A 25,952-nucleotide genomic window follows, 5' to 3' on the forward strand; every position below is an offset into this window, starting at 1 on the left:
GGCTCTCACGCGTTGCGCGCCATCAGGCCGCCGTCGACGGGGATGACCGCGCCGGTGAGGAAGGACGCTGCCGGCAGGCACAGGCTCAGCGTCATGTGCGCGACCTCCTCGGGATCGCCGTAGCGGCCCAGCGCGGTGCGGCGTCTGGCGTAGATGGTCTTGTGCTCTTCCGAGATCCGGTCGGTGATGGCGGTGCGGATCGGCCCCGGGCAGATGCAGTTGACGGTGATGCCTTCGCGGCCGAGCTCCACCGCGAGCGAGCGGGTGAGGCTGGCGACGCCGCCCTTCGCCGCCGAATAGGGGCTGTGCAATGCGGTGGCGCCGAGCGCCTCGGTCGAGGCGATGTTAACGATGCGGGGGCTGTTCGACTTGCGCAAGTGAGGCAGCGCGGCGCGGATGATGCGCGGATGCGCCGTCAGCATCACCGCGATACCCCTAGCCCAGGCGTCCTCATAGGCCTCGTCGTCGATCGCGATGCGGACGGAGATGCCGGCATTGTTGACGATGATGTCGAGCCCGCCGAAATGCGCAGCGACGTCGCCGACCACGCGCTTGATCTCGCCGCCGTCGGCAACATCGAGCTTCCAGGCTTTCGCTCCTCCGCCGCTTGCCGCGATCTCCTTCTCCACGGCCAGCGCACCCTGCTCGTCATAGTCGGTGACGGCAACGTTGGCGCCCTCAGTGGCGAACACGCGTGCCGTCGCGCGTCCCATGCCGCTGGCGGCGCCGGTGACGAGAACAGTCAGGCCCTTCACGGACCGGCTGAGCTGTTTGAAATCGGACATGCTGTTTCCCTGTGCCATGCTTGTTCTTGTTGTGATTGACAAGGCTGTCATCGATCCGCAGACAGGTCAAACAAGCAAGACAATCGGGGAGGCCAGCGATGACGAACGAGCTCGATTTCTCAGGCAAGCAGGTGCTGGTTGTCGGCGGATCCAGCGGCATCGGCAACGGTATCGCGCAAGCCTTTCGCGTCAGGGGCGCGCAAGTTGCGGTTTGCGGCACGCGTGCTCACGCGAAGGAATATTCGCAAGAGGAAGGCTCGGATCTCACCGGTCTCTCCTACGCGCAACTCGACGTCGGCAATGCCGGAGCGGTCGAAGCGTTCAAGCCGTCGTTCGATCGGCTCGATATCCTGGTGCTCGCGCAGGGCGCGGTGCTCTATCGCCGCGGCGAGTTCGAGATGGCCGGCTTTCGCAAGGTCGTCGAGGTCAACCTGATGAGCCTGATGGCCTGCGCCACGCGCTTTCATTCCATGCTGCGGGACTCGCAGGGATCGCTGATCATGGTGTCCTCGACCGCGGCCTATCATTCCACCATGGGCAATCCCGCTTACAACGCGTCGAAGACCGGCGCGGTCGGATTGACACGGACGCTGGGCGAGGCTTGGGCCGAGGATGGCATCCGCGTCAACGGCATCGCGCCCGGTCTGGTCGACACCAAGATGACCAAGGTGACGACCGACAATCCCAAGCGGCTCGAAGGTGCACTTTCACGCATTCCGCTGCGGCGATTGGGCACCCCGGCTGACATGGCGGGCGCTGCGCTGTTCCTGGCATCGCCGCTGTCGTCCTACATCATCGGCCAGACATTGGTCGTCGACGGCGGGCTCATTCTCTGAGTCCAATTTCAAGTCAGATGGAACTGCGCCGCTCCTGATCGGTTACTTGGGCTGACCCCCGAGGAGGAGCATCATGGATAAAGATCGGATTGTCGGATCGGCCAAGGAATTCGCCGGACGCGCGGAAGGCGCTATCGGAGATATGGCCAGCGATACGCAGACACAGGCGTCCGGCAAGGCACGCGAAGCCGCCGGCACCGTGCAGAATCTCTACGGCCAGGCTAAGGATGCGGTACGTGACGCCACGGACACCGCGGCCAGCTATGCCAAGGACGCCTATGACAAGCCGGCCGAAACCTTGCGCGACGGTTCGCAGGCGATTGCCCAGAAGGTGCAGGACAACCCGATGGGTGCGCTGCTGGTCGCCGGCGGCATCGGCTTCGCGCTCGCGCTGCTGATGGCGCGGCCTTCGCGCCGCCCGCCGCCGCGCTGGCGCTATTACGGCTAAAGCCAACGCGCGATATACATCGGGCTCCGGACGCAGTGCGGCGTGTAACGCCGCGTTGCTGAGCCGGGGCCCATTCTTTTTGCGGCTGTCGGACACGCTGGGTCCCGGCTCTGCGCAGCTTTCACGCTGCAGCGTGTCCGGGACACGAGACCTCAGCTGAGAAAATTACCGGAACACTTCCGCCGATCGCCCGACGTTGCCAGGCGGCCGCGGGATCGCAGGGTTGGGATTCGGATTGCGCGGCGCCGGCGCCAATTGACGCGGCGGGGGCGGCGGCGAGCCAAAGCCGAAGAAATCGCGCATCGATGGCGCTGCCTGTGCCGGTTGCTGCGGCGCCGGTGGCTTCTTCGGCGCAAGCTTTGGCGGGGCGATCGCTGCGGCCGCACCCGGCGTACCACCATCGGGTGTCGTCGTGGCGACCGGCGTATCGCCCTTGGCCTGCTCGCGGCCGACTTCGCGGCGCGGCCAGGCATAATCGTCGGCGCGGCCGGCGGGCGCAGCCAAAGGCTCGCCCTTCACCATCGTCTTCGCAGCGAGCGCATCGACGGCGGCAGGACGTGAGCCCGGCCCACCCAGCAATTGATCGGTCGAGATCGAGGCCGCAACCAGTGGCACGATCGGGCCGGCCAGCGGCCGCGGCGCGGGCTTGCCGGGTTCGGCACTGGTGTCGGGGGTCGCCGGTTCGCTCGGCAGCGCGATCGGGCCGGAGCGCCCGGCGAGCAGGCGGGTGATCTCGCGTTCGACATAGTGGGCGAGCTTGCGCGCGCCGGGTTTTGTGAAATAGACGCCGTCACCGCTGCGGAGCTGACGGATCTGGCCTTCGAAGTCCGGGCCCTTCTGCAGGAAGCGGCCGGCCTCGTCGACAAAGCCATCCCAGACGTCGACATAGGTGATGCCGGCCTTGGCCGCGCCTTCGCGATAGAGCGAATCCAGGAACAGCATGTCCGCGGTGCCCTTGGGACCGCGGATCGCGGGCAGGCCGACCCAGAGCACCGGCACGCCCTTGGACTTGAGGACGTTGGCGAGCTCCTCGATCTTCTTGCCGTAGAGTTCGACCCAGCGCTCGTCGCGGAATTCGTAGAGGCCGTTCGGGTTGCGTGCGGTCTTCTCGGGCGCTGCGACCGCCGGTGCGTCAGCGTTGTCGGCATCGTCCTGCGGCAGGTCGGCATCGGCCGGCTTGTCGTCCGGCTTCGCGGCGGTGTCGCCGGGCTTGGCATCGCCGGGCTTGACCGGTGGTTTGCCGCGCGCGCCCTTGTCGTTCTTCTTGTCCTTGTCCGTCGCCTTGTCCGATTTATCGGGCGCCGCCGCCTCGCGGATCGCGATGCGGTCGTTGAGGCCGAGCATCACCACGATCACGTCGGGCTTCTCGGTCTCGAGGATGCCCTTCGCAGCAGCGGTCCAGTCCGAGGGCTCGCCCTTGGGCTGGTACTTGATCAGGCCGGACGTGGTCTTGTGCTTGCGGATCACGCCCATGTCGGGCTGCTCGGTGTAGGCGTCCTCCAGGCCGTAGGCGAGCCAGTCGGCCATGGCGTCGCCGATCACCAGCACGTTCCTGTCGGGAATGGTGTCGCGCTTGGCCGGCGCCGGCGCGCGCGAAAAGTCCTGACGCGGTGCTTGCGGCTGTTGCTGCTGGAACGGCGCGAAGAAGTCGCCGCCGAACCATCCGCCGCCTCCACCTCCACCTCCGCCGTTCCGCGGCGGCGGCGGAGCCGCGCGCTGCGGCGGGCCGCCGAAGCCGGGGAAGTTGAAGAACTGCGCCGAGGCGGGTCCTGCGATCGAGACCAGAATCGCAAGCGCCGTCCCCAGCGCGATCAGCGGGCCGGTCTCGGTCAGCACCTTGAAAAAGGACTTCTTCGACATGCGATCTCGGCACGTGCAACGGGGATCGGGACAGGCTCGAACATAATAACGGAATCGGGCGCCAAACGGGCAGATTCTCTTTTCAGATTCTCTTCAGATACTGGGATCCTTGGCCCAAGATTATTGGCCCATACACGGTGAACCGCCGCCACGGTCAAGGCTGCCGGCCAAAATCCCTGTTCAGGGTTACTTTCGGCGCGATTTTACCGCCCGCGCAGCCGGTCCAGCGCGTCGGAGGAGGCAAATCCATCCGCGGGGACCCCGATCGAGGCCTGGAAATTGCGCAGGGCTTCCCGGGTCTGGCCGCCGAACTGGCCGTCGGGGGTGCCCTTGTAGAAGCCGCGCTGTGCCAGCAGCTGCTGCAGTTCCAGCCGCTCGGTCCGGGACAGCTCCCGTTCCTGCCGCGGCCAGGGCTGCACGAAGGGCTGGCCGCCGCGGAGGCGATCGGCGAAATGGCCGATCGCCAGCGCATAGGCCTCGGCCGGATTGTACTTCATGATGACCCGGAAGTTCTGCAGCATCAGGAAGCCCGGTCCCTGTGCGCCGGCCGGCGCCAGCAAATAGGCCTTCTCGGCCGGATGCGGGAAGGGCTGGTTGGCCGGGCGCTTGAGGCCGAGCTTCTCCCACTGCGCCACCGTCATCGCCTTGGCGCGGTCGGCTAGCATGTAGTTGAAGCCTTGGGGCACCACGACCTCGTAGCCCCAGGTCTGGCCGGTCTGCCAGCCGTCCTTCTTCAGATTGTTGGCGGTCGACGCAATCAGGTCGGAGGGATTGTCGACGACGTCGCGCCGGCCGTCGCCGTCGCCGTCCACGGCAAAGCGCTTGAACGCGGTCGGCATGAACTGGGTCGGGCCGAAGGCGCCGGCCCAGGAGCCGCGCAACTGTTCGGGCCTGAGGTCGCCGCGGTTGACGATCTCCAGCGCGGAGAGGAATTCGTCCTTGAAGTAAGCCTGGCGGCGCCCGACGCAGGCGAGCGTCGCGGTCGATTGCAGCACGCTGCGGTCGCCCATCTGCGTCGAGTAGTTGGACTCGATGCCCCAGATCGAGGCGATGATGTAGCGGTCGACGCTGGTGGCTTTTTCGGTGGCGTCGAACTGCGCCTTGTATTTGGCCAGAACCTCACGGCCTTTGGCGAGGCGGTTGTCGTTCACGAGGATGTCGAGATAATCCCAGATCGACTTGGTGAACTCCGGCTGCGAGTCCATCAGGTCCATGATGCGCAGATCGGGCGCGAGCCCAGCCGTGAAGCGCTGGAAATTTTCCTGCGTGATGTTGCGCCGTGCGGCATCGGGCCACATGCCTGCGACGCAATTGTTGAAGTTACCCGCGGCCTCCCGGATCGCGGCGGCTGTCATCAGCGGATGGCCGGAGGCGCCGTCCTCACCGGTCCAGGGTTGAACTCCCGTTTGAGCGCCGCTGGGCCCGGGCGCTGCTTGCGAAGGCGCCGGGTTCGGGCCGGAGAAAATACCGCCGAACAGATTGGACAGACCGTTCTGAGCCTGCGCGCCGGCGGGAAGCGGGAACAGCAGGGCGGCCGCAATCATCGTCGCACCGGTCACGGACCCGCCCCGTTTTGCCAGCCCTGCCCTTGATTGCATCATGTCCACACCTGTCCGGCCAAAATCCGCCCTCAGGAGGCCTGGTTACGGTTGCCAACAGCTTAACAAAGGTGAAATTTTGATGGTGGCCTTTTTCTTAACTCTGTGAGGATGAGGCCCCACATCCGCCTTTGTTGGCGGCTGCAAACAAGCTAGCAAGATGCCATTGCTCCCTTCACGTGTTCCTCAGGTATTCGATCAATCCCATGAAAATCCGCAAAGCCGTATTTCCCGTTGCCGGCCTCGGCACCCGCGTCCTGCCCGCCACCAAGGCGATGCCGAAGGAAATGCTGACGATCGTCGACAAGCCGCTGATCCAGTACGTCTATGACGAGGCCAGGGAAGCCGGCATCGAGCACTTCATCTTCGTCACCGGCCGCAACAAAAGTGTCATCGAAGATCATTTCGACCGGATGTTCGAGCTCGATGCGACGCTGGCCGCGCGCGGCAAGAAGACCGAGCAGGACGTTCTGGCGCAGAACCAACCCGAAGCCGGCGCCGTCAGCTTCACCCGCCAGCAGGCGCCGCTCGGCCTCGGCCACGCGGTCTGGTGCGCGCGCGACATCGTCGGCAACGAACCGTTCGCGGTCGTGCTGCCCGACGAACTCGTGCTCAATTCGCCCGGCTGCCTGAAGCAGATGATCGACACCGCCAGCAAGCTCGGCGAAAAATCCAACGTCATCGCGGTCGAGCCGGTGCCCGACCATCTGACCCATCAATACGGCATCTGCGGCGTCGGCAAACGCACCGGCAAGATGTTCGAGGTCGACGGCATGGTCGAGAAGCCGGCCAAGGGCACCGCGCCCTCCAACCTTTCGATCACCGGCCGCTACATCCTGCAGCCGGAGATCTTCAAGATCCTGGAGACCCAGGAGCGCGGCGCCGGCGGCGAGATCCAGCTCACCGACGCCATGATCGGCCTCGCCAGATCGCAAAAGTTCTACGGCGTCGAGTTCGAAGGCGAGCGCCACGATTGCGGCTCCAAGCCCGGCTTCCTCCGCGCCAACATCGCCTACGGCCTGAAGCGTCCCGAGTTGCGTGACGGGCTGATCGCGGAGATGAAGAAGTATCTGGGGCAGTAGTGGTCGCAGTCGTCCCGGCCTAGTGCGCAATTGCGCACGAGGGGCCGGGACCCATACCCCCAGGGAGCAGTTTGGCGAAGACTCGTCGTTCGGTACTTCTATCGGTTTGCGATCGATAGACCTCGCGGTATGGGTCCCGGCCTTCGCCGGGACGACACTGAAGTTGTGGCGAGCGACACCGTTCCAATGCCGAGACTTAAGCCACCAGCGACAGCTTCGGCAAGCTCGCGACCACCGACTGGTTGCGGCCGCCGGCTTTTGCTGCGTAGAGCGCCTTGTCGGCGGCGGCGACCAGCAGCGGCCAGTCCATGCCGGTGGTGGGAACGAGGCTCGCGATGCCGCAGGACACCGTCGAGCTCGTGTGGTCGTCGGACCATCCCTGCACCTTGGTGCGGATCTTCTCGGCGACATCGAGGGCGTCCGTGACCGAGGTGCCCGGCAGCAGCACGGCGAATTCCTCGCCGCCATAGCGCGCGGCGCAGTCGCCGGCGCGGCTCACCGAGTCGGAAATGCAGATGGCGATGCCGACCAGCACCTGATCGCCGGCCTGGTGGCCGAACGTGTCGTTGTAGGCCTTGAAGTGATCAGCATCGATCATCAAGAGCGCGATCGGCGTCTGCTGCCGCATCGCGCGGCGCCATTCGACGTCGATCACCTGGTCGAACTTGCGGCGGTTCTTCAGGCCGGTGAGCGCGTCGGTCGTCGCCATCTCCTCGAGCTTGCGCTCGGCCTCGGCGCGCCGGCCGATCTCGCGCGCGAGCACCAGCGTCGATGCCAGCATGAACAGGCTGAGCGCCAGGACCACGGCGCCGATGCGGTAGGCTTCCCTCTGCCAGAGCTCGAACACGGCGTTCAGGGGCTTGCCGGCCACCACGAATAGCGGGCTGGTCCCACTGCTGCGGACATAGAGCCGCGGCGTGCCGTCGATCGGCCCCTGTCCGGCGAATGCGCCGCCGATCTTCAGATTTTCGGCCTTCCAGACCGGCCGGGCGGCCAGATTCGTGCCGATCACGTCGAGATCAAACGGCCGCCGCATCATGACGGTACGGTCGCGCTTGAGCACGGTGATGGTGTCGTCCGGATCGAGACTCAGCCGCTCGAACAATTCGTGGAAATAACTGAAGCGGATCGATCCGGCGACGACGCCGAGGAAGCCGCCGTCGGTGTCGCTGATGCGCCGGCTCAACACGATCGAATAGGCGCCGCGGAACAGCATGGGCCGGCTGATGAAGAGCCCGGCTTGCGGATTGTCGCGATGGGCCTTGAAGTAATCCTCGTCGCTCCGGTTCTCGACAAGGGGATCGAGCGTCGAGGCGTCGATGGTCAGCCGGCCCTCGGCGTCGAACACCTGGATCGCGCCGAAATGCCTCGCCGTGGTCGCATGGTCGAACAGGATGAGGTGACGGATCGGCTTCGAGACCGTGGCGATTTCCGGCAGCAGCATGTTGCTGGCGACCGCCTTGAGGGCCAGATCGTAGATCTCGATGTTGCGGCTGACGTCGGACTCGATGGTCGTCGCCAGGTTTTCCAGCGTCTGGCGGGCGAGCGCCTCCTCGCCGCGGCGCATGTCCAGCATGACGTTGACGCAAATGGCGGAAAAGCCGATCACCGTCACCACGGACGAGATGATCAGCAGCTTCGCCGAAAGCCGCCATGGCCGGCGGGCCGTGACGTCGCGCCATCGAGACAACATCGTTTGCTCCCGACACCAGTGAATGCGCCCGAAAGCTTGAGCAGTGTTTAAGCCGGGACGGCGCTGCCGGAATGAGTTAAAAATTGGTTTCCGCGGCTCACGGTTTTGGGCAAAGCGGGCCTTCGACAGCGAAGAGGACGGGCGGTGAACGACTACGACGCGTTGCGCGATTATCTGATGCGGCAGAAGCAGGCGGAATTCGTGCTGACCTATGAACAGATCGAAGAGATCATCGGCGCGGCCCTGCCGCGCGCGGCCAATCGTGCCTCATGGTGGGACAGCCTGCGCAGCCCGGACATCCAGATGCCGCAGCGCGAAGCCTGCCTCGCCGCGGGTTTCAAGGCGATGCGGATGCCGGACGGTGCGAGCGTGCGGTTCACGAAGCTGAAGAGCGACCGGCGCAGGCCTGGGTGAGGCGAGGGGAAGTTAGCTCGCCGCTTCCAGGCGGACTTCCGTGAGCAGGCGCATCGCGGCGTCGGCGTCCATGGGTTCGCCGAAGGCAAATCCTTGCGCGTATTCGCAGCCCATCTGGTAGAGCTCGACCGCGTCGGAATCGGTCTCGGCACCTTCGGCAACCACGTCCATGCCGAGGTCGTGCGCGAGCGCGATGATGGACTTCAGGATCACCGGGCGGGTGCCGCGGTTGGTGGTGCGCACGAAGGACTGGTCGATCTTGATGGTGTCGAACGGGAAGCGCTGCAGATAGGCCAGCGACGAATGGCCGGTGCCGAAATCGTCGAGCGACAGCCCGGTGCCGAGCTCGCGGATCCGCGTCAGCATCTGCGCCGCGTGCTCCGGATTCTCCATCACCAGCGATTCCGTCAGCTCAAGCTTCAGCGTGCCGCGCGCGACCGAGGAGCGCGACAGCACGGTGCGGATGTCGTGGATCAGGTCGTGGCGCAGCAATTGCCGCGAGGAGACGTTGACCGATGCGAAGATCGGCTCGCGCGAGCGCATCGCGCGCTGCCAGATCGAGAGCTGCTTGGCGGTCTGGTCGAGCACGAACATGCCGAGGTCGATGATCAGGCCGGTCTCTTCCGCGATGGTGATGAATTCCGACGGCGCCATGCGTCCCAGCTTGGGATGATCCCACCGCACCAGCGCCTCGAAGCCGGCGACCGAACGGTCTTCGAGCCGCACGATCGGCTGGTACAGGATCGTGAGCTCCTGCCGCTCGATGGCGCGGCGCAGTTCGCTCTCCAGCGTCAGCCGGTCGGTTTTTCGCGCGCGCATCGCGGACTTGTAAACGTCGATGCGGTCGCCGCCGATGCGCTTGGAGTGATACATCGCAAGCTCGGCGTCCTTGATGATCTCGTCCGTGAGCTGAACTTGCGGATCGGACAAGGCGAGACCGATCGATGCCGTGAGAAAGATCTCGCGTTCGTTGAAGGCGATCGGCGCGCGGATGGTCTTGCGGATGGTCTCGGCGAAGGCGGTGATGCGGGCGGGATCCTGCTCCGAGAGCAGGATCAGGCCGAACTGGTCGCCGGCGAGCCGCGCCAGCGTATCCTGCGGCTTCAGGATGCGGGTGAGGCGGCGGGCCAAGGTCAGCAGGATGGAATCGCCGACCGCGATGCCGACGGAATCGTTGACCTGCTTGAAGCGGTCGAGGTCGATCACCATCAGCGTCGGCCGCAGCGTCGGCATGGTCTTGGCGAAATGCGCGACGGCGCCGAGCCGGTCCATGAACAGCTTGCGGTTGGGCAGGCCGGTGAGATTGTCATGCACGGAATCGTGCAGCAGGCGCTCCTCGGCGTTGCGCAGCTCGGTGACGTCGGTGAGGGTGCCGACCACGCGCGAGACCTCGCCGTCGGAGCCGACCACCGGGCGCGCCTTCAGCGCGAACCACATGAAGTGACCGTCCGGCGTGCGCAGGCGGAAATCCTGCACCAGGCGGCCGCGGCGCTGGTCGAGCACGCTGTCGAGCGCGGCGCGGAAACGGTCCTGGTCGAGCGGGTGCAGCACTTCGAGCCAGGAGGCGGCCGGGCCTTCCAGCGTGCCGCGCTTGAGGCCGAGCAGGGCCTCGGTCTCGGGACTGGTGAAGACCTTGTCGGCGGAAACGTCCCAGTCCCAGATCAAATCGCCGGACCCGGCCAGCGCCAGCGCGCGGCGCTCGATGTCGGAGACGACGCCGGTGGTGGCGCCGCCGCCGGCGAACGCATGCTGCATCACCGTGAAGCCGATCAGCATCACGATCAGCACGAGGCCGCCGAGCAGGGCGGGGCCGACGATGTCGTTGGTGACGGAGCCTGCGACCGTCATGCCGGCCGCGACCACCCAGACCACCAGCAGGAACCAGGTCGGGATCAGCAGCACCGCGCGGTCGAAGCCGTGGGTGGAGAGATAGACGATCAGCGCGAAGCCGGCGAAGGCAATCAGCACCAGCGAGATGCGCGCGATGCCGGAGGCCACCGCGGGGTCGAACAGGGCCAGCGCAACGAGAGAACCCAGGAACGCGAGCCAGCCCACCGTGATGTGGGAATAGCGCACGTGCCATCGACTGAGATTGAGATAGGCGAACAGGAACACCAGCAGCGTCGCCGCCAGGATCGCCTCACCCGCCGCGCGCCAGATGCGCTCGGCGTTGTTCGACATGTCGAGCACCTTGCCCCAGAAGCCGAAATCGACGCCGATATAGACCAGCACCGCCCAGGCCAGCGCCGCGGCGGCCGGGAACATGATGCTGCCCTTGACCACGAACAGGATGGTCAGCACCAGCGCCAGCAAGCCGGAGATGCCGATCACGATGCCCTGGTACAGCGTGAACGAGTTGACCTTGTCCTTGTAGGATTCCGGCTCCCACAGATAGAGCTGCGGCAGCTTGTCGGTGCGCAGCTCCGCGACGAAGGTGACGACGGCGCCGGGATCGAGGGTGATGCGGAAGACGTCGGCGGTCGGGCTCTCCTGCCGCTCCGGCCGGTCGCCGGTCGAGGGCGTGATGGTCGCGATGCGCGACAGCCCGAGGTCGGGCCAGAGCAGCCCCGAGGAAACGATGCGGTAATGCGGGGCGACGATCAGGCGGTCGAGCTGGTCGTCGGTGTTGTTGGCGAGCGCGAACACCACCCAGTTCTGGCCGCCTTCGCGGGCGCGCACCTCGATGCGTCGGACGATGCCGTCGGTGCCGGGCGCGGTGGAGACCTGGATGCGGTCGGCGTCGCTGCGCTGATGCTCGAGCACGCCGGTGAGGTCGATCGCGGGCGCGTCACCGCGGACGCTGACAGCGTCGAGCGCGCGCGCCGGGAACGCGCAGACGAGAATCATGAGGCCCAGCGCTATGGGCGCGAGGCACCTGATCAGACGCAAGGTCAGTTCTCCGCGTTCGACGCAAACTCTTCGGTGCAGGCTCTTCGGTGCACGGCGTTTTCCGAACGGAACAGGATGGTTCGGTGCGTCGCGATAGATGCCACGAAAGCAAGGAAAATCAAAGGGTTTCCGGCTTGCCCTGTGGGCCGCTGGCCTAGACCTCCAACACAATTTTGCCAATATGTGCCGAGGTTTCCATCCGCCGGTGGGCGTCGGATGCCTTTTCCAGCGGGAAAGTGCTGTCCATCAGCGGCTTGACCCGGCCTTCGCGCAACAGCGGCATCACTTTCGCCTCGATCGCGGCCACCATCGCCGCCTTGTCCGCATTACTACGGGGGCGCAGCGTCGAGCCGGTATGGGTCAGGCGCTTCACCATCACCTTGGCGATGTTGACGGTGACCTTGGGCCCGTTGAGGGTCGCGATCTGCACAATGCGGCCGTCGAGTGCGGCGGCGTCATAGTTGCGATCGACATAGTCGCCGGCGACCATGTCGAGGATCAGATTTGCGCCGGCATTGTTCGTCTCCGCCTTGACCACGGCGACGAAGTCTTCGTCCTTGTAGTTGATGGCACGATCGGCGCCGAGCTTGAGGCAGGCATCGATCTTGTCCTGCGATCCCACGGTGACGATCACCTTGGCGCCGAACGCTTTGGCGAGCTGGATCGCCATGGTGCCGATGCCGGAAGAGCCGCCATGGATCAGCAGCGTCTCGCCGGACTTCAAGCCGCCGCGCTCGAACACATTGTGCCAAACCGTCATCAGCGTTTCCGGCAGTGCGCCGGCTTCCTTGATCGACAGCGACGGCGGCACGCTCATCGCCTGACCGTCCTGGGCGATGCAGTACTGCGCATAGCCGCCACCGGCGACCAGCGACATCACTTTGTCGCCGATCTTGTGCCGCTTGGCGTTGCTGCCGACGGCCACCACTTCACCCGCAATTTCGAGACCGGGCAGGTCGCTGGCGCCGGGCGGCGGCGGATAGGCGCCGGAGCGCTGCGCGACGTCGGGACGGTTGACGCCGGCGGCCTGCACCTTGACCAGGATCTCGTCGGGGCCGGGCTGCGGCAGCGCCCGTTGTTCCGGCACCAGCACTTCCGGTCCGCCGGGTTTCGAGATGGCGACCACGGTCATTTGCGCGGGCAGCTTGTCCATGATGTGTCCTTGAGCAAAGGTGCGGGATGGAACGAGGCCATTGCTTAGCCAGCGCGATGCAGGCTGGCAACCGCCTCAGCCGCTTGTGATGCGAACGCAGGAGGAACAAGGATGGCGATGGAAGACGACGACCGTCCGCGCAAGAAGATCAACCATGACATCGGAGAGGATCTCTCACTCTTGTCGGTGGAGGAACTGACCGAGCGCATCGCGCTGCTCAAGGGCGAGATCGCAAGATTGGAAGAAGCCACAACAAAGAAGCGCGCCTCGCGCGATGCGGCCAACAGCGTGTTCAAGTCGTAGAGCCACACAATAGCTGTCGTCCCGGCGGAGGCCGGGACCCATACGCCGTGCGAGCAGTTTTACGAAGACTCGGAGTTGCCGGCTCGCGCGACGACTTTTCCCTGTGGCTATGGGCCCCGGCCCCCGTGCGCAATTGCGCACTAGGCCGGGGCGACCGAGAGAGTTCGTTCCGCGGGCGCACTCGGCCACTGACCGACATGGCTAACGAACCCTCAAAATAATCGCTCGTTTACTCCACATTAAGCTTTCGAGTTTATGACTTGGAACTGTCCTTGTTTGGACACCGAGTGGCTCCTGTCCACTCTGTTTGACGCCTCCCTGTTATCAACTTTCAAAGCCGCCGGTTTTCCGGCGGCTCTTTTTTGCGCCCAGCTCCGCCCTTTTCCGTCTCGCAGCGGTTGAATTCCGAGCAAAGACCCGCGGAAACCATATCCGCGCTTGTCACTGGACTCGGCGTCCGGCCCGCGCAATGATTTGTTCATCATAAGCCGGCGCCAAAGCCGGGCAGTCAGACAGTTGCGTAAGGGGCGTTAACCATGGAACGTTTGCAAGCCGAAGGCGCTCTCGTTCAACTCAGCGAGCGGTTCACCAATTCTGCGGCGTTCGGCGTCCTGTTCCGCGAGGGCATGGACCTGGTCGAAGAGACCGCCGCCTATCTCGATGGCGCCGGCCGCACCGAGGCCAAGGCGCTCGATCGCGCCGTCAGCCTCACCTATGCGACCGAGAGCATGCGCCTGACCACCCGCCTGATGCAGCTTGCCTCGTGGCTGCTGCTGCACCGCGCAGTGAAGGAAGGCGAGATGACGCTCGGCCAGGCCAACCGCGAAAAGACCAAGGTCAAGCTCTCCGCCGCCGATCCCGGCTCGACCGACAGCATCGAGAAGCTTCCGTCGCAGCTCCAGGACCTGATCCACCGCTCGATGAGCCTCCAGACCCGTGTGCGCCGCCTGGACACAACCATCCACACCCCGCCGGTCGATCATTCCTCGATCGGCAACCCACTGGTGCCGCATCTCAACGCACTGAAGGCGGCGTTCGAGCGGTAGGCCTTGTCATTGCGAGCGTAGCGAAGCAATCCAGAAATCCCTCCGCGGAGACAGTCTGGATTTGCTTCGTCGCAAGAGCTCCTCGCAATGACGAGCATCCCCCAAAACAAAAAACGCCCCCGGCTCTCCGGGGGCGTTTTCGTCTCAAGCCTCGAGGGGCCGGATCAATCCTTTTTGAGAAAGCCCGAAAACTTCTTCTGGAAGCGCGAGACGCGGCCGCCGCGATCCATCAGCTGGGCGTTGCCGCCGGTCCAGGCCGGGTGCGACTTGGGGTCGATGTCGAGGTTCAGCGTGTCGCCTTCCTTGCCCCAGGTGGAGCGGGTCAGGTACTCGGTTCCGTCGGTCATCACGACCTTAATCGTATGATAGTTCGGGTGAATTTCGGCTTTCATGGCAATTCCTCGGCGCCCCGGCGCCTCACTTGAGTGGCTATCGAATGACGGATTTGGCGCGGTCTATACCCCACGAGGCCCTGTAAAACAAGCCATTGCAGGGCCTTAGTAGGGGACCGGGCGCCCCCCTAAGGGACATCCCGGATTTGCCACTCCCGCTCGCCCGGCCTATCTGGAGCGGACCACCTCTCTTTGTCTTTTGGTCGGATCTCATGAGCGCAGTTGAACGGCTTGAAACCGGGCCCGCGGAAGCACCGTCGATCGAAGCCGACCTGATCGAGGCGCCGGCGAAGAGCCGCGCGAAGCTGCGGCCGCTGCTGGCGCTTGCGCCCTATGTCGCGCGCTATCGCGGCCGCGCGGCGCTGGCCTTCGTCGCGCTGACGATCGCGGCGCTGACCACGCTGCTGGTGCCGGTCGCGGTGCGCAGGATGATCGATTTCGGCCTGACGCCTGAAGGCATCGAGCTGATCAACAGCTACTTCTCGGTGATGATCGCCGTCGTCGCCGTGCTCGCACTCGCAAGCGCCGCGCGCTACTACCTCGTGATGACGATCGGCGAGCGCATCGTCGCCGATCTCAGACGCGACGTCTTCGCCCATTTGCTGTCGCTGTCGCCGGCCTTCTTCGATTCCGCGCGCAGCGGCGAGCTGGTGTCGCGCCTCACCGCCGACACCACCCAGATCAAATCCTCCGTCGGCGCCTCGGTCTCGATCGCGCTGCGCAATCTGATGATGTTCTTCGGCGCTGCCGCGATGATGGTGATCACCAGCCCGCGCCTATCAGGCTTCGTGCTGCTCGCCATCCCCCTGATCGTGCTGCCGCTGGTCGCCTTCGGGCGCTGGGTGCGGCGTCTGTCGCGCAATGCGCAGGACACGCTGGCCGAGGCCTCCGCCTATGCGAGCGAGCTGGTCGGCGCGATCCGCACCGTGCAGGCCTATACTAGCGAGAGCCTCGCCGAGAGGCGCTTCGGCGGCGAGGTCGAGCAGGCCTATGAAGCCGCGCGCACCTCGACGCAGGCGCGTGCCGTGCTCACCGCCATCATCATCTTCATCGTGTTCGCGAGCGTGGTCGCGATCCTCTGGATCGGCTCGCACGACGTGCTGATCGGCACCATCACGCCGGGCCGGCTCGGCCAGTTCGTGCTCTATGCGGCCTTCGCCGCGGCCGGCCTCGGCCAGCTCAGCGAGGTGTGGGGCGAGATCTCGGCGGCATCGGGCGCTGCCGAGCGCCTGTTCGAGATCCTGCATGTGCAGCCCGATATCACCGCGCCGGCGTCGCCGCGCGCGCTGCCGGTGCCGGCGCGCGGCGAAGTCGGCTTCGACCGTGTCAGCTTCGCCTATCCGGCGCGGCGCGACGTCAATGTGCTGGATGTCGTCTCGTTCACCGTGCGCCCCGGCGAGAAGGTTGCGATCGTCGGTCCGTCCGGCGCCGGCAAGAGCACGATCTTTCATCTGCTGTTGCGCTTTTACGATCCGCGCAGTGGCGCGATCTCGCTCGACGGCGTGCCGGTCAAATCCGCCGATCCCCGTGAATTTCGCTCCCGCATCGCGCTGGTGCCGCAGGAATCCAACGTGTTCGCGGCGAGCGCCCGTGACAACATCCGCTTCGGCCGGCCCGATGCCACCGATGCCGAGGTCGAGCGCGCGGCCGAGCTCGCGCACGCCGCCGAGTTCATCCGCCGCCTGCCCGAAGGTTTCGACACCCCGCTCGGCGAGCGCGGCGTGACGCTGTCCGGCGGCCAGCGCCAGCGCATCGCGATTGGGCGTGCGATCCTGCGCGATGCGCCGCTGCTGCTGCTCGATGAAGCCACCTCCGCGCTCGATGCCGAAAGCGAGACGCTGGTGCAGACCGCGCTGGAAGAGCTGATGCGCCACCGCACCACCCTCGTCATCGCGCACCGCCTCGCAACCGTCCTGTCGTGCGACCGCATCCTGGTGATGGACCAGGGCAAGATCGTCGAGCAGGGCACGCATGCGGAGCTCGTGGCTGCGAACGGGCTCTATGCCCGGCTGGCGAGGCTGCAGTTCGAGGGGGCGTGAGGCGGAGTACTCCGGATTGCCGCTTCATTCACGGTGTCATCGCCCGCGCAGGCGGGCGATCCAGTACTCCGAGACGTTAGTGATCAATCGAGAGGCTGCGGCGTACTGGATTCCCCGCCTTCGCGGGGAATGGCAGCGGAGATTTTGGATTGCTCATCATAGGCTTCCGCAATTTCGGATAGGTCAGCCCACGCCCCTTAGCCGAGTGGATGGACCTTGCAGTTCCCCCAGATGTGGCGCCTAATCAGGTATCGCCGGCCAAAGGCTCGTCCGTAGGCGTCGGTGCCTGAGAGATGATTTGCGCTCCCGCCTCAACGGGAGTGCGCCTCATGGCCCAGCCATACAGCAAGGAAACTCTCGAACTTTTGGAGCGGGCGCGGCGAGCGATCGATGAGTCGATCCGGCTTCGCGAATACAGCCAGCGCGCGATCCGCCAAGCCGAAATGTGGCAGTTCAATCTTGAACTCCGCTTGAGCCGAGAGCGCGTCGCGGCGAGTGGGCGAACAGCGCCGATCATCGACACTTCGGCGATAGCGCCGGCACATTCGGCCATGGCCAGTTCTTCCAGCTCCCGTCCTCATCAACGCAGGCCGATGGCCCAAGGCCATTCGTCGGAGCACTCGTCGTCTTGACCGGCGTGGCCAACCGCTGGTCGACGTAGCTCGTCGAGACATATCCGGCGACGATGACGCCGAGCAGGACCGAAGACCCCTTGGCCAGATCGCTCAGTTTCATCGGTCATCTCCATCCGCTTGCCGGTGCAACTTCCGGGCACAACGACTAGCTGACGTTCAGGGATCCCGACGTGACGGGCGTCACGCCCGCCACATCATCTTCAGCACCGGCCGGCCCGAGGTCGGATTCACCTCGTCGCCGGCATGGGCAAAGCCGTTGCGTTCGTAGAAGCGGATGGCGCGGCTGTTGTCCTTGTTGACGAGCAGCGTCACGCCCCTTGGTGACAGGCGCTTGGCCTCATCGACCAGCAGCCGTGCCGCGTCCGTGCCCCAATGCGCGGGATCGACCACGAGCTGGTCGAGATAGCCGTCGCCGTCGATGGTGACGAAGCCGGTCAGCGCGCCGTCCTGCTCCGCGACCACGATCGAGGCCTTCGGCACCAGATCCTTGCGCCAGCGCTCGCGCCACCAGTCCAGGCGTGCCGCGAAGTCGATCTGCGGATAGGCCTGCTGCCACGTGCGATGCCAGAGATCGATCGAGGCGGCCTCGTCCTCGGGAAGGTAGGGACGGAGGTGGAGGGCGCTCATTTTCCGAAGGCGGTCATGCCCGGGCTTGTCCCGGGCATCCACGCCTTTCCATCAGCTAAGACCGAAGATCGTGGATGGCCGGGACAAGCCCGGCCATGACGTTGTGGCGAGTATCGCGCGACCCTCACACTACCGCTCCGTCAGCTTCAACTCGATGCGTCGGTTGCGCTTGTAGGCGTCCTCGGTGTTGGCGGTGTCGAGCGGCTGGAATTCGCCGAAGCCGGCGGCGACGAGGCGCTGGGCCGGCACGCCGAGCGTGACCAGATATTGCACCACGGAGATCGAGCGGGCGGCCGAGAGATCCCAGTTCGATTTGAAGTTCGGACCGTTGACCGGGCGCACATCGGTATGGCCGTCGACGCGCAGCACCCAGGGGATCTCGTTCGGGATCTTCTTGTCGAGCTCGATCAGGGCGGCCGCCAGCGTGTCGAGCTCGGCGCGGCCCTCGGGCAGCAGCACCGCCTGTCCGGTGTCGAAGAACACTTCGGACTGGAATACGAAGCGGTCGCCGACGATGCGGATGTCGGGGCGGTTGCCGAGGATGGCGCGCAGGCGGCCGAAGAATTCCGAGCGGTAGCGCGATAATTCCTGCACGCGCTGCGCCAGGGCGACATTCAAGCGAGACCCCAGATCGGCAATTCGATTTTGCGATTCCTTGTCGCGCTTCTCGGAGACGTCGAGCGCTTCCTCCAGCGCCGCCAATTGCCGCCGCAGCGCGCTGATCTGCTGGTTCAGCACCTCGATCTGCGCCAGCGCGCGGGCCGAGACCGCCTTCTCGGAGTCCAGCGCCTTGCCGAGTTCGGAGGATTTGCCTTGCGCATCGTTGCCGGCGGCGGCCAGCCCCTCATAGAGCCCCTTGATGCGGTCGCGCTCGGACTCCGCCGAGGCGAGGCCGGCCTTCAGCGACGAGACCTGGTCGTCGAGCGTGAGCTTGCCGAGCTTCTCCAGCGACAGCAATTCGTTGAGCTGCGCGATCTTGGCATTGAGCAGCTCCAGCGCCTTGTCCTTGCCGGTGACCTCCTGCGACAGGAAGAACTGCACCACCAGGAACACCGACAGCAGGAACACGATCGACAGCACCAGCGTCGACAGCGCGTCGACGAAGCCGGGCCAGTAGTTGAAGGAGGTATCGCCGCGACGGCCGCGCGCCAGTGCCATGTCGCTAACCCTTCTCGGGCTGACGTGCGATGCGCTCCAGCAGGCGCCGGATCTCGCGGTTCTGCTCGCCCTGGCCGTCGGCCCATTCGCGGATCATCTGCTGCTCGGTCCGCATATGCGAGACCAGCGCCTGGATGGCTTCGGCGAGGCTCGCCATCGCCGCGGTGGTACCGCGGCTGCCGCTGCCTTCCTCGAGCACCGTGCGCAAACGCTCGACGACAGCCTGAAGCTCGCCGCTGGCAATGCCGCCACCGCCGCCGGCGGCGACAGCCACCTCGCCGCTGCCATATTCGCGCACGGTGGTGGCAAGCCAGTCTTCGAGGTCGGTGTAGAACCGGTTCTGCGCCTGGCTCGATTGCAGGTCGAGAAAGCCCAGGATCAGCGAGCCGGCGAGGCCGAACAGCGAGCTCGAGAACGAGATGCCCATGCCGCCGAGCGGGGCGGCCAGCCCCTCCTTCAGCGTGTCGAACAGGGCGCCGGAATCGCCCCCGACCTTGAGCCCGTCGATCACCTTGCCGACCGAGCCGACCGTCTCGATCAGGCCCCAGAAGGTGCCGAGAAGGCCGAGGAAGACCAGAAGCCCGGTCATGTAGCGGGAGATGTCGCGGGCCTCGTCGAGGCGGGTCGCGATCGAATCCAGCAGGTGCCGCATGGTGGTCTGGGTGATCGACATCCGCCCGGTGCGCTCGCCGCCGAGGATCATCGCCATCGGTGCCAGCAGCTTGGGGTGGCGGGCGGGCGCAAGGCCGGGATCGGCGATGCGGAAATTGTTGACCCAGGAGACTTCGGGGTAGAGCCGGATCACCTGGCGGAAGGCCAGGATGATGCCGATGAACAGCACGCCGCCGATCAGGGCATTGAGCCCGGGATTGGCGAAGAAGGCCTGGATGATCTGCTTGTAGAGCACCACCCCCACCAGGGCGCAGAGCACCAGAAAGACCAGCATCCGCACCAGGAAGACGCTGGGCGAGGATAGCTTGGTATATTCGATGTCGATGGAAGAGCGGGGCGAGGCGCCTGGCGGCATGGCCGGTATCATCCGTTAACTTGCTTGCGGGGCGCACTATGGCACAGCGCCAGCCCAAAAAAAGCGCCGGATGCGCCGATTTCGGGGAGAGCTGGGGAACCCAAAGCGGAAACCGGGCTTTGGTAAGGACGTACTTTCCAAATCGTCGGCATTCCACAGGTTCAGTTCGCACTTTTCCCCCGGCCGCCCAAGATCTGCCGCCCAAGACGGAGTCGTCGCATGAGCGTCGTGTCCGCAATCATCGGGACTGCCGAACGGGTGCCGCTGCCTGATGTCGTGATCCGCGCGGCGATCCAGCGTCTGTGCTCGCGCACGGTGACCCGTCTGTCCGCGCCGGGCGGGGCCGACGATGCCGCCTTCGCCGGGCGGATGATGCTGCGGCCGATCGCCGAGGACCCGGATGTCGTTCATGACGAGGTGCCCGCTTCGTTCTTTGCGAAGGTGCTCGGTCCCAACCGCAAATACTCGTCCTGCTTCTACAAGACCGACGCGACCACCTTGCGGGAGGCCGAGGAGGAGGCGCTGCGCCAGACCGCCGAGCATGCCGCTCTCGCCGACGGCCAGACCATCCTCGAGCTCGGCTGCGGCTGGGGCTCGCTGTCGCTGTGGATGGCGCGGCAGTTTCCGCACGCCAAGGTGACGGCGGTGTCGAGCTCGCAGGCGCAGCGCGCCCATATCGAGGAAGAGGCGCGGCAGCGCGGTCTCCTCAACCTGCGGGTGGTCAGCGCGGACATCAACGTGTTCGCGCCCGACGGGCAATTCGACCGCATCGTGTCGGTCGAGATGTTCGAGCACGTGATGAACTGGCGCAAGCTGATGACGCGCCTGCGATCGTGGCTCGCGCCGGAGGGGCGGTTCTTCATGCACATCGTCGCCCATCGCTCCGGCTCTCACCTGTTCGACCGGGCCGATCGCGACGACTGGATCGCGCAGCACGTATTCACCGGCGGGATGATGCCGAGCCATCATCTCATCAGGCAATTCGACGATCTCTTCACGGTCGAGAAGGAATGGTTGTGGAGCGGCACGCATTATCAGCGCACCGCCAACGACTGGCTCGCCAATTTCGACATGCATCGCTGTTCCATCGAAGCGGTCTTGCGCAACATCCATGGCGAGGAGACCGCCCAGCGGATGCGACGTTGGCGCTGGTTCTTTCTCGCGACCTCGGGCCTGTTCGGTTATGCCGACGGAACCGAGTGGGGCGTCAGCCACTACCGGATGAAGGCGGCGGGGTAATTGCGATGTTCCGTCGCAGCACGCGGTGATGGAACCGGACTCACAATCGGGTGAGGCGCAAAAAACGTCGTGAACCCAGCACCTTAGACCGTGTGACATTGGGCCGCCCGCAACGTGCGTTGCGTCGCAGCAAGTCCCCTCTATTTTGGCGGCATCGGCCGCGCGGAATCACCCAGAACGGGGTCCCGCGGCGCGTGATCAGTTTTCAACAATATCGGGGCACTTAACTTCATGTCAGGACTTCGCGCGCGATCGGCATGCGTTGCAATGATGCTCGCGGCCTTTACGCCGCTGTTGGCAGGCTGCGACGAATCCAGCTCCGCCATTTCAGCCGCCCAGCCCAACGACCCCGACGTCAGCATCGTCATCGTCAAGCCGCAGCCGCGCGCCGTGGTGCGCGAACTGCCGGGCCGCATTGCGCCGACGCGGGTGTCCGACGTGCGGCCGCGCGTGTCCGGCATCGTGGTCGAGCGCCTGTTCCGCCAAGGCAGCGAAGTGAAGGCGGGCGATCCGCTGTACCGCATCGATCCGCGTCCGTTCGAGGTCGAAGTGATGGCCAACGACGCCGCGGTCGCCAAGGCCGAGGCCGCGTTGATGCAGGCCCAACAGCAGGCGCGCCGCATCGCCACGCTCACCAGCCAGCGCGCGGCGCCCGAAGCCGAGAACGAGAAGGCGATTGCCGCCGAACGCCAGGCCCATGCCGAGGTCGAGGGCCGCAAGGCCGATCTCGCGCGCGCCAAGCTCAATCTCGATTATGCCACCGTGCGCGCGCCGATCGACGGCGTCGTCGGTGCCGCCCTGGTCAGCGAAGGCGCGCTCGCGGTCCAGAACGAGACCAATCTGGCCACCATTCAGCAGCTCGACCCGATCTATGCGGATTTCACCCAGTCGGTGAACGAGCTCAACCAGCTCCGCCGTGCCTTCGAGAGCGGCGATCTCGAGCGCATCGCGCCCGATGCCGCCAAGGTGCATCTCATGCTCGACGACAACACCCTCTACTCGCTCGACGGCAAGTTGCTGTTTTCGGATGCCAAGGTCGACGCCAATACCGGTCAGGTGACCTTGCGCGGTGAGTTCCGCAATCCCAAGCGCGAGCTGCTGCCGGGCATGTATGTCCGCGTCCGCATCGACCAGGGCCTCGATAGCGACGCGATCGCGGTACCGCAGCAGGCGATCCAGCGCAATGGCGGCGGCGGCAGCGAGGTGTTCGTCGTCAAGGACGACAACCACATCGCGGTGCAGCCGGTGCGCACCGGCTCGGTGCAGGACGGAATCTGGTTCGTCACCGAGGGCCTGAAGGCCGGCGACAAGGTCGTGGTCGAAGGGTTCCAGAAGTTCGCCGCCGGCGACAAGGTCAAGCCGCAATCCTGGTCGGAAGCGGATGCGACCGCCGACAACCGGCACGCCCAGAAGCTGATGCGGTAACGCGCTATGGCGAGCTTCTTCATCGACAGGCCGATCTTCGCCTGGGTGGTCGCGCTGTTCATCTGTCTGGTTGGCGCAATTTCGATTCCGCTGTTGCCAATCGCGCAGTATCCGATCATCGCGCCGCCCTCGATCTCGATCTCGACCAGCTATCCCGGCGCCTCGCCCGAGAACCTCTACAACAGCGTCACGCGGCTGATCGAGGAGGAACTCAACGGCGCCTCCGGCATCCTCAATTTCGAATCGACCAGCGACTCGCTCGGCCAGGTCGAGATCATCGCCAATTTCGTGCCGGGCACCGATACCAGCGCCGCTTCGGTCGAGGTGCAGAACCGCATCAAGCGCGTCGAGGCGCGGCTGCCGCGCGCGGTGATCCAGCAGGGCATTCTGATCGAGGAAGCCTCCAGCGCGGTGCTCCAGATCATCACGCTGAACTCGACCGACGGCAGCCTCGACGAGGTTGGCCTCGGCGACTTCATGATACGCAACGTGCTCGGCGAGATCCGCCGCATCCCCGGCGTCGGCCGCGCCACGCTGTATTCGACGGAACGCAGCTTGCGCGTCTGGGTCGATCCGGCAAAGCTGGTCGGCTATGGCCTGACCGCCGACGACGTCAACAAGGCCATTGCCGCGCAGAACGCGCAGGTCGCTTCGGGCAGCATCGGTGCCGAGCCGTCGACCTCGACCCAGCGCACCTCCGCGCTGGTGCTGGTCAAGGGCCAGCTCTCGTCTCCGGATGAATTCGGCACCATCATCCTGCGCGCCAATGCCGACGGCTCGACCGTGCGGCTGCGTGACGTTGCGCGCATCGAGGTCGGCGGCCTCAGCTACCAGTTCAACACCCGTCTCGACGGCAAGCCGACCGCCGGTCTTTCCGTGCTGATGTCGCCGACCGGCAATGCGCTGGCGACCGCGAGCGCCGTCGAAGAGAAGATGAAGGAGCTGTCTCGCTTCTTCCCGGCCAATATCGGCTACGAGATTCCCTACAACATCACGCCCGTGGTCGAGGCCTCGATCAAGAAGGTGCTGTCAACGCTGGTCGAAGCCATCGTGCTGGTGTTCGTCGTGATGTTCCTGTTCCTGCAGAACATCCGCTACACCATCATTCCGACCATCGTGGTGCCGGTGGCGCTGCTGGGCGCCTGTACCACGCTGCTGCTTGCCGGCTACTCCATCAACATGCTCTCGATGTTCGGCATGGTGCTCGCTGTCGGCATCCTCGTCGACGATGCCATCGTCGTGGTCGAGAACGTCGAGCGCATCATGGCCGAGGAGGGGCTGCCGCCAAAGGAAGCGACGCGGAAAGCGATGTCGCAGATCACCGGCGCCATCATCGGCATCACGCTGGTGCTGATGGCCGTGTTCGTGCCGATGGCGTTCTTCCCGGGCTCGGTCGGCATCATCTACCGCCAGTTCTCCGTGACCATGGTCGCCGCGATCGGCTTCTCCGCCTTCCTCGCACTGTCGCTGACGCCGGCGCTGTGTGCGACCTTGCTCAAGCCCGTCGCGGCCGGTCATGGCCATGCCAAGAAGGGCGTGTTCGGCTGGTTCAACCGCATGCTCGAAGGCGGCAAGGAGGGTTATTCCCGCACCGTCGGCTTTTCGCTGAAGCGCACCGGCCGCTTGATGCTGGTCTATGTCGCGCTGCTCGCCGGCCTGTCCTGGGCCTTCGTCAATCTGCCCGGCGGCTTCCTGCCCGTCGACGACCAGGGCTTCGTCACCACCGACGTGCAGACGCCGTCGGATTCGTCCTATGGCCGGACCGAGGCGGTGATCGAGAAAGTGGAAAAATATCTGGCGCAGCGCCCGGGCGTCGACAACGTCACCTTCCTCACCGGCTTCAGCTTCTCCGGCCAGGGCATGAACACCGCGCAGGCCTTCATCACCCTGAAGGACTGGTCGGAGCGCGGGCCGAAGGATTCGGCAGCGGCGATCGTTACCGACATCAACCGCGATTTGTCGTCGTCGATCCGCGACGCCAAGATCTCCGCGCTGCAGCCGCCGCCGATCGACAATCTCGGCAACTCCTCGGGCTTCTCGTTCCGCCTCCAGGACCGCGGCCAGAAGGGTTATCCGGCCTTGATGCGCGCCGCCGACCAGTTGATCGCGGAGGCCAATGCGAGCGCTGTGCTTCAGAAGGTCTATGTCGAGGGCCTGCCCGAGGCCGGCGTGGTCAATCTCGTGATCGACCGCGAAAAGGCCGGCGCCTTCGGCGTCACCTTCGAGGACATCAACAACACGATCTCGACCAATCTCGGCTCGAACTACATCAACGACTTCCCGAACCGCGGCCGCATGCAGCGCGTCGTGGTGCAGGCCGATGCCCGCGACCGCATGCGGACCGAGGACATCCTCAACTACAACGTCAAGAACAGCCGCGGCCAGCTCGTGCCGTTCTCGTCCTTTGCCACCGTGGAATGGGCGCGCGGCCCGACGCAGATCACCGGCTTCAACTACTATCCGGCAGTGCGCATCTCCGGCGAAGCCAGACCCGGCTTCACCTCGGGCGATGCGATCGCCGAGATGGAACGGCTCGCCGGCAAGCTGCCGCGCGGCTTCGGCTATGAATGGACCGGACAGTCGCTCCAGGAGAAGCTGTCGGGCTCGCAGGCGCCGTTCCTGCTCGGGCTCTCGGTGTTCGTGGTGTTCCTGTGCCTCGCCGCGCTCTACGAGAGCTGGACCATTCCGCTCGCGGTGCTGCTCACCGTGCCGCTCGGCATCGTCGGCGCCGTGGTCGCGGCCATGCTGCGCGGCCTGCCCAACGACGTCTATTTCACCGTCGGCCTGATCACCATCATTGGCCTTGCGGCCAAGGATGCGATCCTCATCATCGAGTTCGCCAAGGATCTGCGGAAAGAAGGCAAGCCGCTGGTGGACGCCACCATCGAGGCCTGCCGCCTGCGCTTCCGCCCGATCCTGATGACCGGCCTCGCCTTCATCTGCGGCGTGCTGCCGATGGCCATCGCGCATGGGGCCGGCGGCGCCAGCCAGCAGGCGCTCGGCAGCATCGTGATGGGCGGCATGATCGCGGTGGTGATTTTGGCGCTGCTGATGGTGCCGGTGTTCTTCGTCTCGGTGCAGCGCGTGCTGGGCGGAGATCGGGAGAAGGCGGCGAAGAAGGCCGAGATGTACGGGCCGCCCGCACCGGCCAAGCTGTAAGGTGAGGCGTCATGCTCCGCGAAGGCGGGGCATCCAGTACGCCGCGGCCTTTCCGTACCCAACAGACGTCACTGGAATACTGGATCATCCGCCTTCGCGGATGATGACAGTCGGGTTTGCTCTGGTGAGAGGCGGCCACTGAAC

General features: G+C 65.3%; 21 protein-coding genes. 10 read left to right on the forward strand and 11 right to left on the reverse strand.

The features are described from left to right. Window positions 1-5: 5 nt before the first annotated feature. On the reverse strand, window positions 6-785 hold the full coding sequence (locus ABIC03_RS28790; RefSeq protein WP_354063053.1) for an SDR family NAD(P)-dependent oxidoreductase: 780 nt from the start codon (window positions 783-785) through the stop codon (window positions 6-8). Between the two features lie 98 nt (window positions 786-883). On the opposite strand from ABIC03_RS28790, the gene ABIC03_RS28795 reads away from it, so the two are divergent. Together ABIC03_RS28795 and ABIC03_RS28800 are read left to right on the forward strand one after the other, a co-directional pair. After that, window positions 884-1,621, forward strand: coding sequence for an SDR family NAD(P)-dependent oxidoreductase (locus tag ABIC03_RS28795; RefSeq protein WP_354063055.1), 738 nt, complete (start codon window positions 884-886; stop codon window positions 1,619-1,621). 73 nt (window positions 1,622-1,694) lie between these two features. Continuing rightward, entirely contained in the window at window positions 1,695-2,069 is a 375-nt protein-coding gene (locus ABIC03_RS28800) for a CsbD family protein (protein ID WP_027515488.1), read from the forward strand. A 165-nt stretch (window positions 2,070-2,234) separates the two neighbouring features. Here ABIC03_RS28800 and ABIC03_RS28805 read toward each other — a convergent pair whose 3' ends face one another. Continuing rightward, complete coding sequence (locus ABIC03_RS28805) at window positions 2,235-3,929, reverse strand: SGNH/GDSL hydrolase family protein (protein WP_354063057.1); 1,695 nt, start codon at window positions 3,927-3,929, stop codon at window positions 2,235-2,237. A gap of 203 nt (window positions 3,930-4,132) precedes the next feature. Continuing rightward, on the reverse strand, window positions 4,133-5,530 hold the full coding sequence (locus ABIC03_RS28810; RefSeq protein ID WP_354063059.1) for a lytic murein transglycosylase: 1,398 nt from the start codon (window positions 5,528-5,530) through the stop codon (window positions 4,133-4,135). Between the two features lie 203 nt (window positions 5,531-5,733). On the opposite strand from ABIC03_RS28810, the gene ABIC03_RS28815 reads away from it, so the two are divergent. Continuing rightward, entirely contained in the window at window positions 5,734-6,609 is an 876-nt protein-coding gene (locus ABIC03_RS28815; protein WP_007599884.1) for a UTP--glucose-1-phosphate uridylyltransferase, read from the forward strand. Window positions 6,610-6,805: 196 nt separating this feature from the next. Here ABIC03_RS28815 and ABIC03_RS28820 read toward each other — a convergent pair whose 3' ends face one another. Then, window positions 6,806-8,302: a diguanylate cyclase gene (locus ABIC03_RS28820; RefSeq protein WP_354063061.1), complete on the reverse strand. Its 1,497-nt coding sequence runs from the start codon at window positions 8,300-8,302 to the stop codon at window positions 6,806-6,808. A gap of 144 nt (window positions 8,303-8,446) precedes the next feature. Here ABIC03_RS28820 and ABIC03_RS28825 point away from each other — a divergent pair, with 144 nt between their 5' ends. Then, entirely contained in the window at window positions 8,447-8,716 is a 270-nt protein-coding gene (locus tag ABIC03_RS28825) for a DUF7662 domain-containing protein (protein WP_018454627.1), read from the forward strand. A 12-nt stretch (window positions 8,717-8,728) separates the two neighbouring features. Here the strand turns inward: ABIC03_RS28825 and ABIC03_RS28830 are convergent, their stop codons facing one another. Then, on the reverse strand, window positions 8,729-11,605 hold the full coding sequence (locus ABIC03_RS28830; RefSeq protein WP_275172242.1) for an EAL domain-containing protein: 2,877 nt from the start codon (window positions 11,603-11,605) through the stop codon (window positions 8,729-8,731). Between the two features lie 154 nt (window positions 11,606-11,759). Beyond that, window positions 11,760-12,758 carry an NAD(P)H-quinone oxidoreductase gene (locus tag ABIC03_RS28835; RefSeq protein ID WP_354063064.1) on the reverse strand — a complete coding sequence of 333 codons (999 nt, stop codon included), beginning with the start codon at window positions 12,756-12,758 and terminating at the stop codon, window positions 11,760-11,762. Window positions 12,759-12,869: 111 nt separating this feature from the next. Here ABIC03_RS28835 and ABIC03_RS28840 point away from each other — a divergent pair, with 111 nt between their 5' ends. Both ABIC03_RS28840 and rcdA read left to right on the forward strand, forming a co-directional pair. Then, on the forward strand, window positions 12,870-13,061 hold the full coding sequence (locus ABIC03_RS28840; RefSeq protein WP_354063066.1) for a DUF1192 domain-containing protein: 192 nt from the start codon (window positions 12,870-12,872) through the stop codon (window positions 13,059-13,061). Between the two features lie 536 nt (window positions 13,062-13,597). Beyond that, window positions 13,598-14,107 carry a protease adaptor protein RcdA gene (rcdA, locus tag ABIC03_RS28845; RefSeq protein WP_007599893.1) on the forward strand — a complete coding sequence of 170 codons (510 nt, stop codon included), beginning with the start codon at window positions 13,598-13,600 and terminating at the stop codon, window positions 14,105-14,107. Between the two features lie 164 nt (window positions 14,108-14,271). Here rcdA and rpmE read toward each other — a convergent pair whose 3' ends face one another. Next, window positions 14,272-14,499 carry a 50S ribosomal protein L31 gene (gene rpmE / locus ABIC03_RS28850; protein ID WP_007599895.1) on the reverse strand — a complete coding sequence of 76 codons (228 nt, stop codon included), beginning with the start codon at window positions 14,497-14,499 and terminating at the stop codon, window positions 14,272-14,274. A 212-nt stretch (window positions 14,500-14,711) separates the two neighbouring features. On the opposite strand from rpmE, the gene ABIC03_RS28855 reads away from it, so the two are divergent. Continuing rightward, window positions 14,712-16,538, forward strand: a complete 1,827-nt coding sequence (locus ABIC03_RS28855; RefSeq protein ID WP_354063068.1) for an ABC transporter ATP-binding protein/permease — start codon at window positions 14,712-14,714, stop codon at window positions 16,536-16,538. A gap of 513 nt (window positions 16,539-17,051) precedes the next feature. On the opposite strand, the gene ABIC03_RS28860 is transcribed toward ABIC03_RS28855, so the two are convergent. The 4 genes from ABIC03_RS28860 to ABIC03_RS28875 all read right to left on the reverse strand — a co-directional run bounded on the left by ABIC03_RS28860 (window position 17,052) and on the right by ABIC03_RS28875 (window position 19,985). After that, window positions 17,052-17,273 (reverse strand): hypothetical protein, encoded by a 222-nt coding sequence (locus tag ABIC03_RS28860; protein ID WP_027570257.1) that lies wholly within the window; start codon window positions 17,271-17,273, stop codon window positions 17,052-17,054. An 80-nt stretch (window positions 17,274-17,353) separates the two neighbouring features. Further along, window positions 17,354-17,800: a GNAT family N-acetyltransferase gene (locus ABIC03_RS28865; RefSeq protein WP_354063070.1), complete on the reverse strand. Its 447-nt coding sequence runs from the start codon at window positions 17,798-17,800 to the stop codon at window positions 17,354-17,356. 129 nt (window positions 17,801-17,929) lie between these two features. Next, window positions 17,930-18,958: a peptidoglycan -binding protein gene (locus ABIC03_RS28870; RefSeq protein WP_354063072.1), complete on the reverse strand. Its 1,029-nt coding sequence runs from the start codon at window positions 18,956-18,958 to the stop codon at window positions 17,930-17,932. A 4-nt stretch (window positions 18,959-18,962) separates the two neighbouring features. Then, window positions 18,963-19,985, reverse strand: a complete 1,023-nt coding sequence (locus tag ABIC03_RS28875; RefSeq protein ID WP_354063074.1) for a flagellar motor protein MotA — start codon at window positions 19,983-19,985, stop codon at window positions 18,963-18,965. A gap of 219 nt (window positions 19,986-20,204) precedes the next feature. Between ABIC03_RS28875 and ABIC03_RS28880 the strand changes: the two genes are divergently transcribed. From ABIC03_RS28880 to ABIC03_RS28890, 3 genes are all read left to right on the forward strand, one after another. Beyond that, complete coding sequence (locus ABIC03_RS28880) at window positions 20,205-21,224, forward strand: SAM-dependent methyltransferase (RefSeq protein WP_354063076.1); 1,020 nt, start codon at window positions 20,205-20,207, stop codon at window positions 21,222-21,224. A 231-nt stretch (window positions 21,225-21,455) separates the two neighbouring features. Further along, window positions 21,456-22,649, forward strand: a complete 1,194-nt coding sequence (locus ABIC03_RS28885; protein ID WP_354063078.1) for an efflux RND transporter periplasmic adaptor subunit — start codon at window positions 21,456-21,458, stop codon at window positions 22,647-22,649. A gap of 6 nt (window positions 22,650-22,655) precedes the next feature. Further along, complete coding sequence (locus ABIC03_RS28890) at window positions 22,656-25,808, forward strand: multidrug efflux RND transporter permease subunit (RefSeq protein WP_354063080.1); 3,153 nt, start codon at window positions 22,656-22,658, stop codon at window positions 25,806-25,808. Window positions 25,809-25,952: the final 144 nt, after the last annotated feature.

The sequence above is a fragment of the Bradyrhizobium sp. RT6a genome, from assembly GCF_040547675.1.
GTDB lineage: Bacteria > Pseudomonadota > Alphaproteobacteria > Rhizobiales > Xanthobacteraceae > Bradyrhizobium.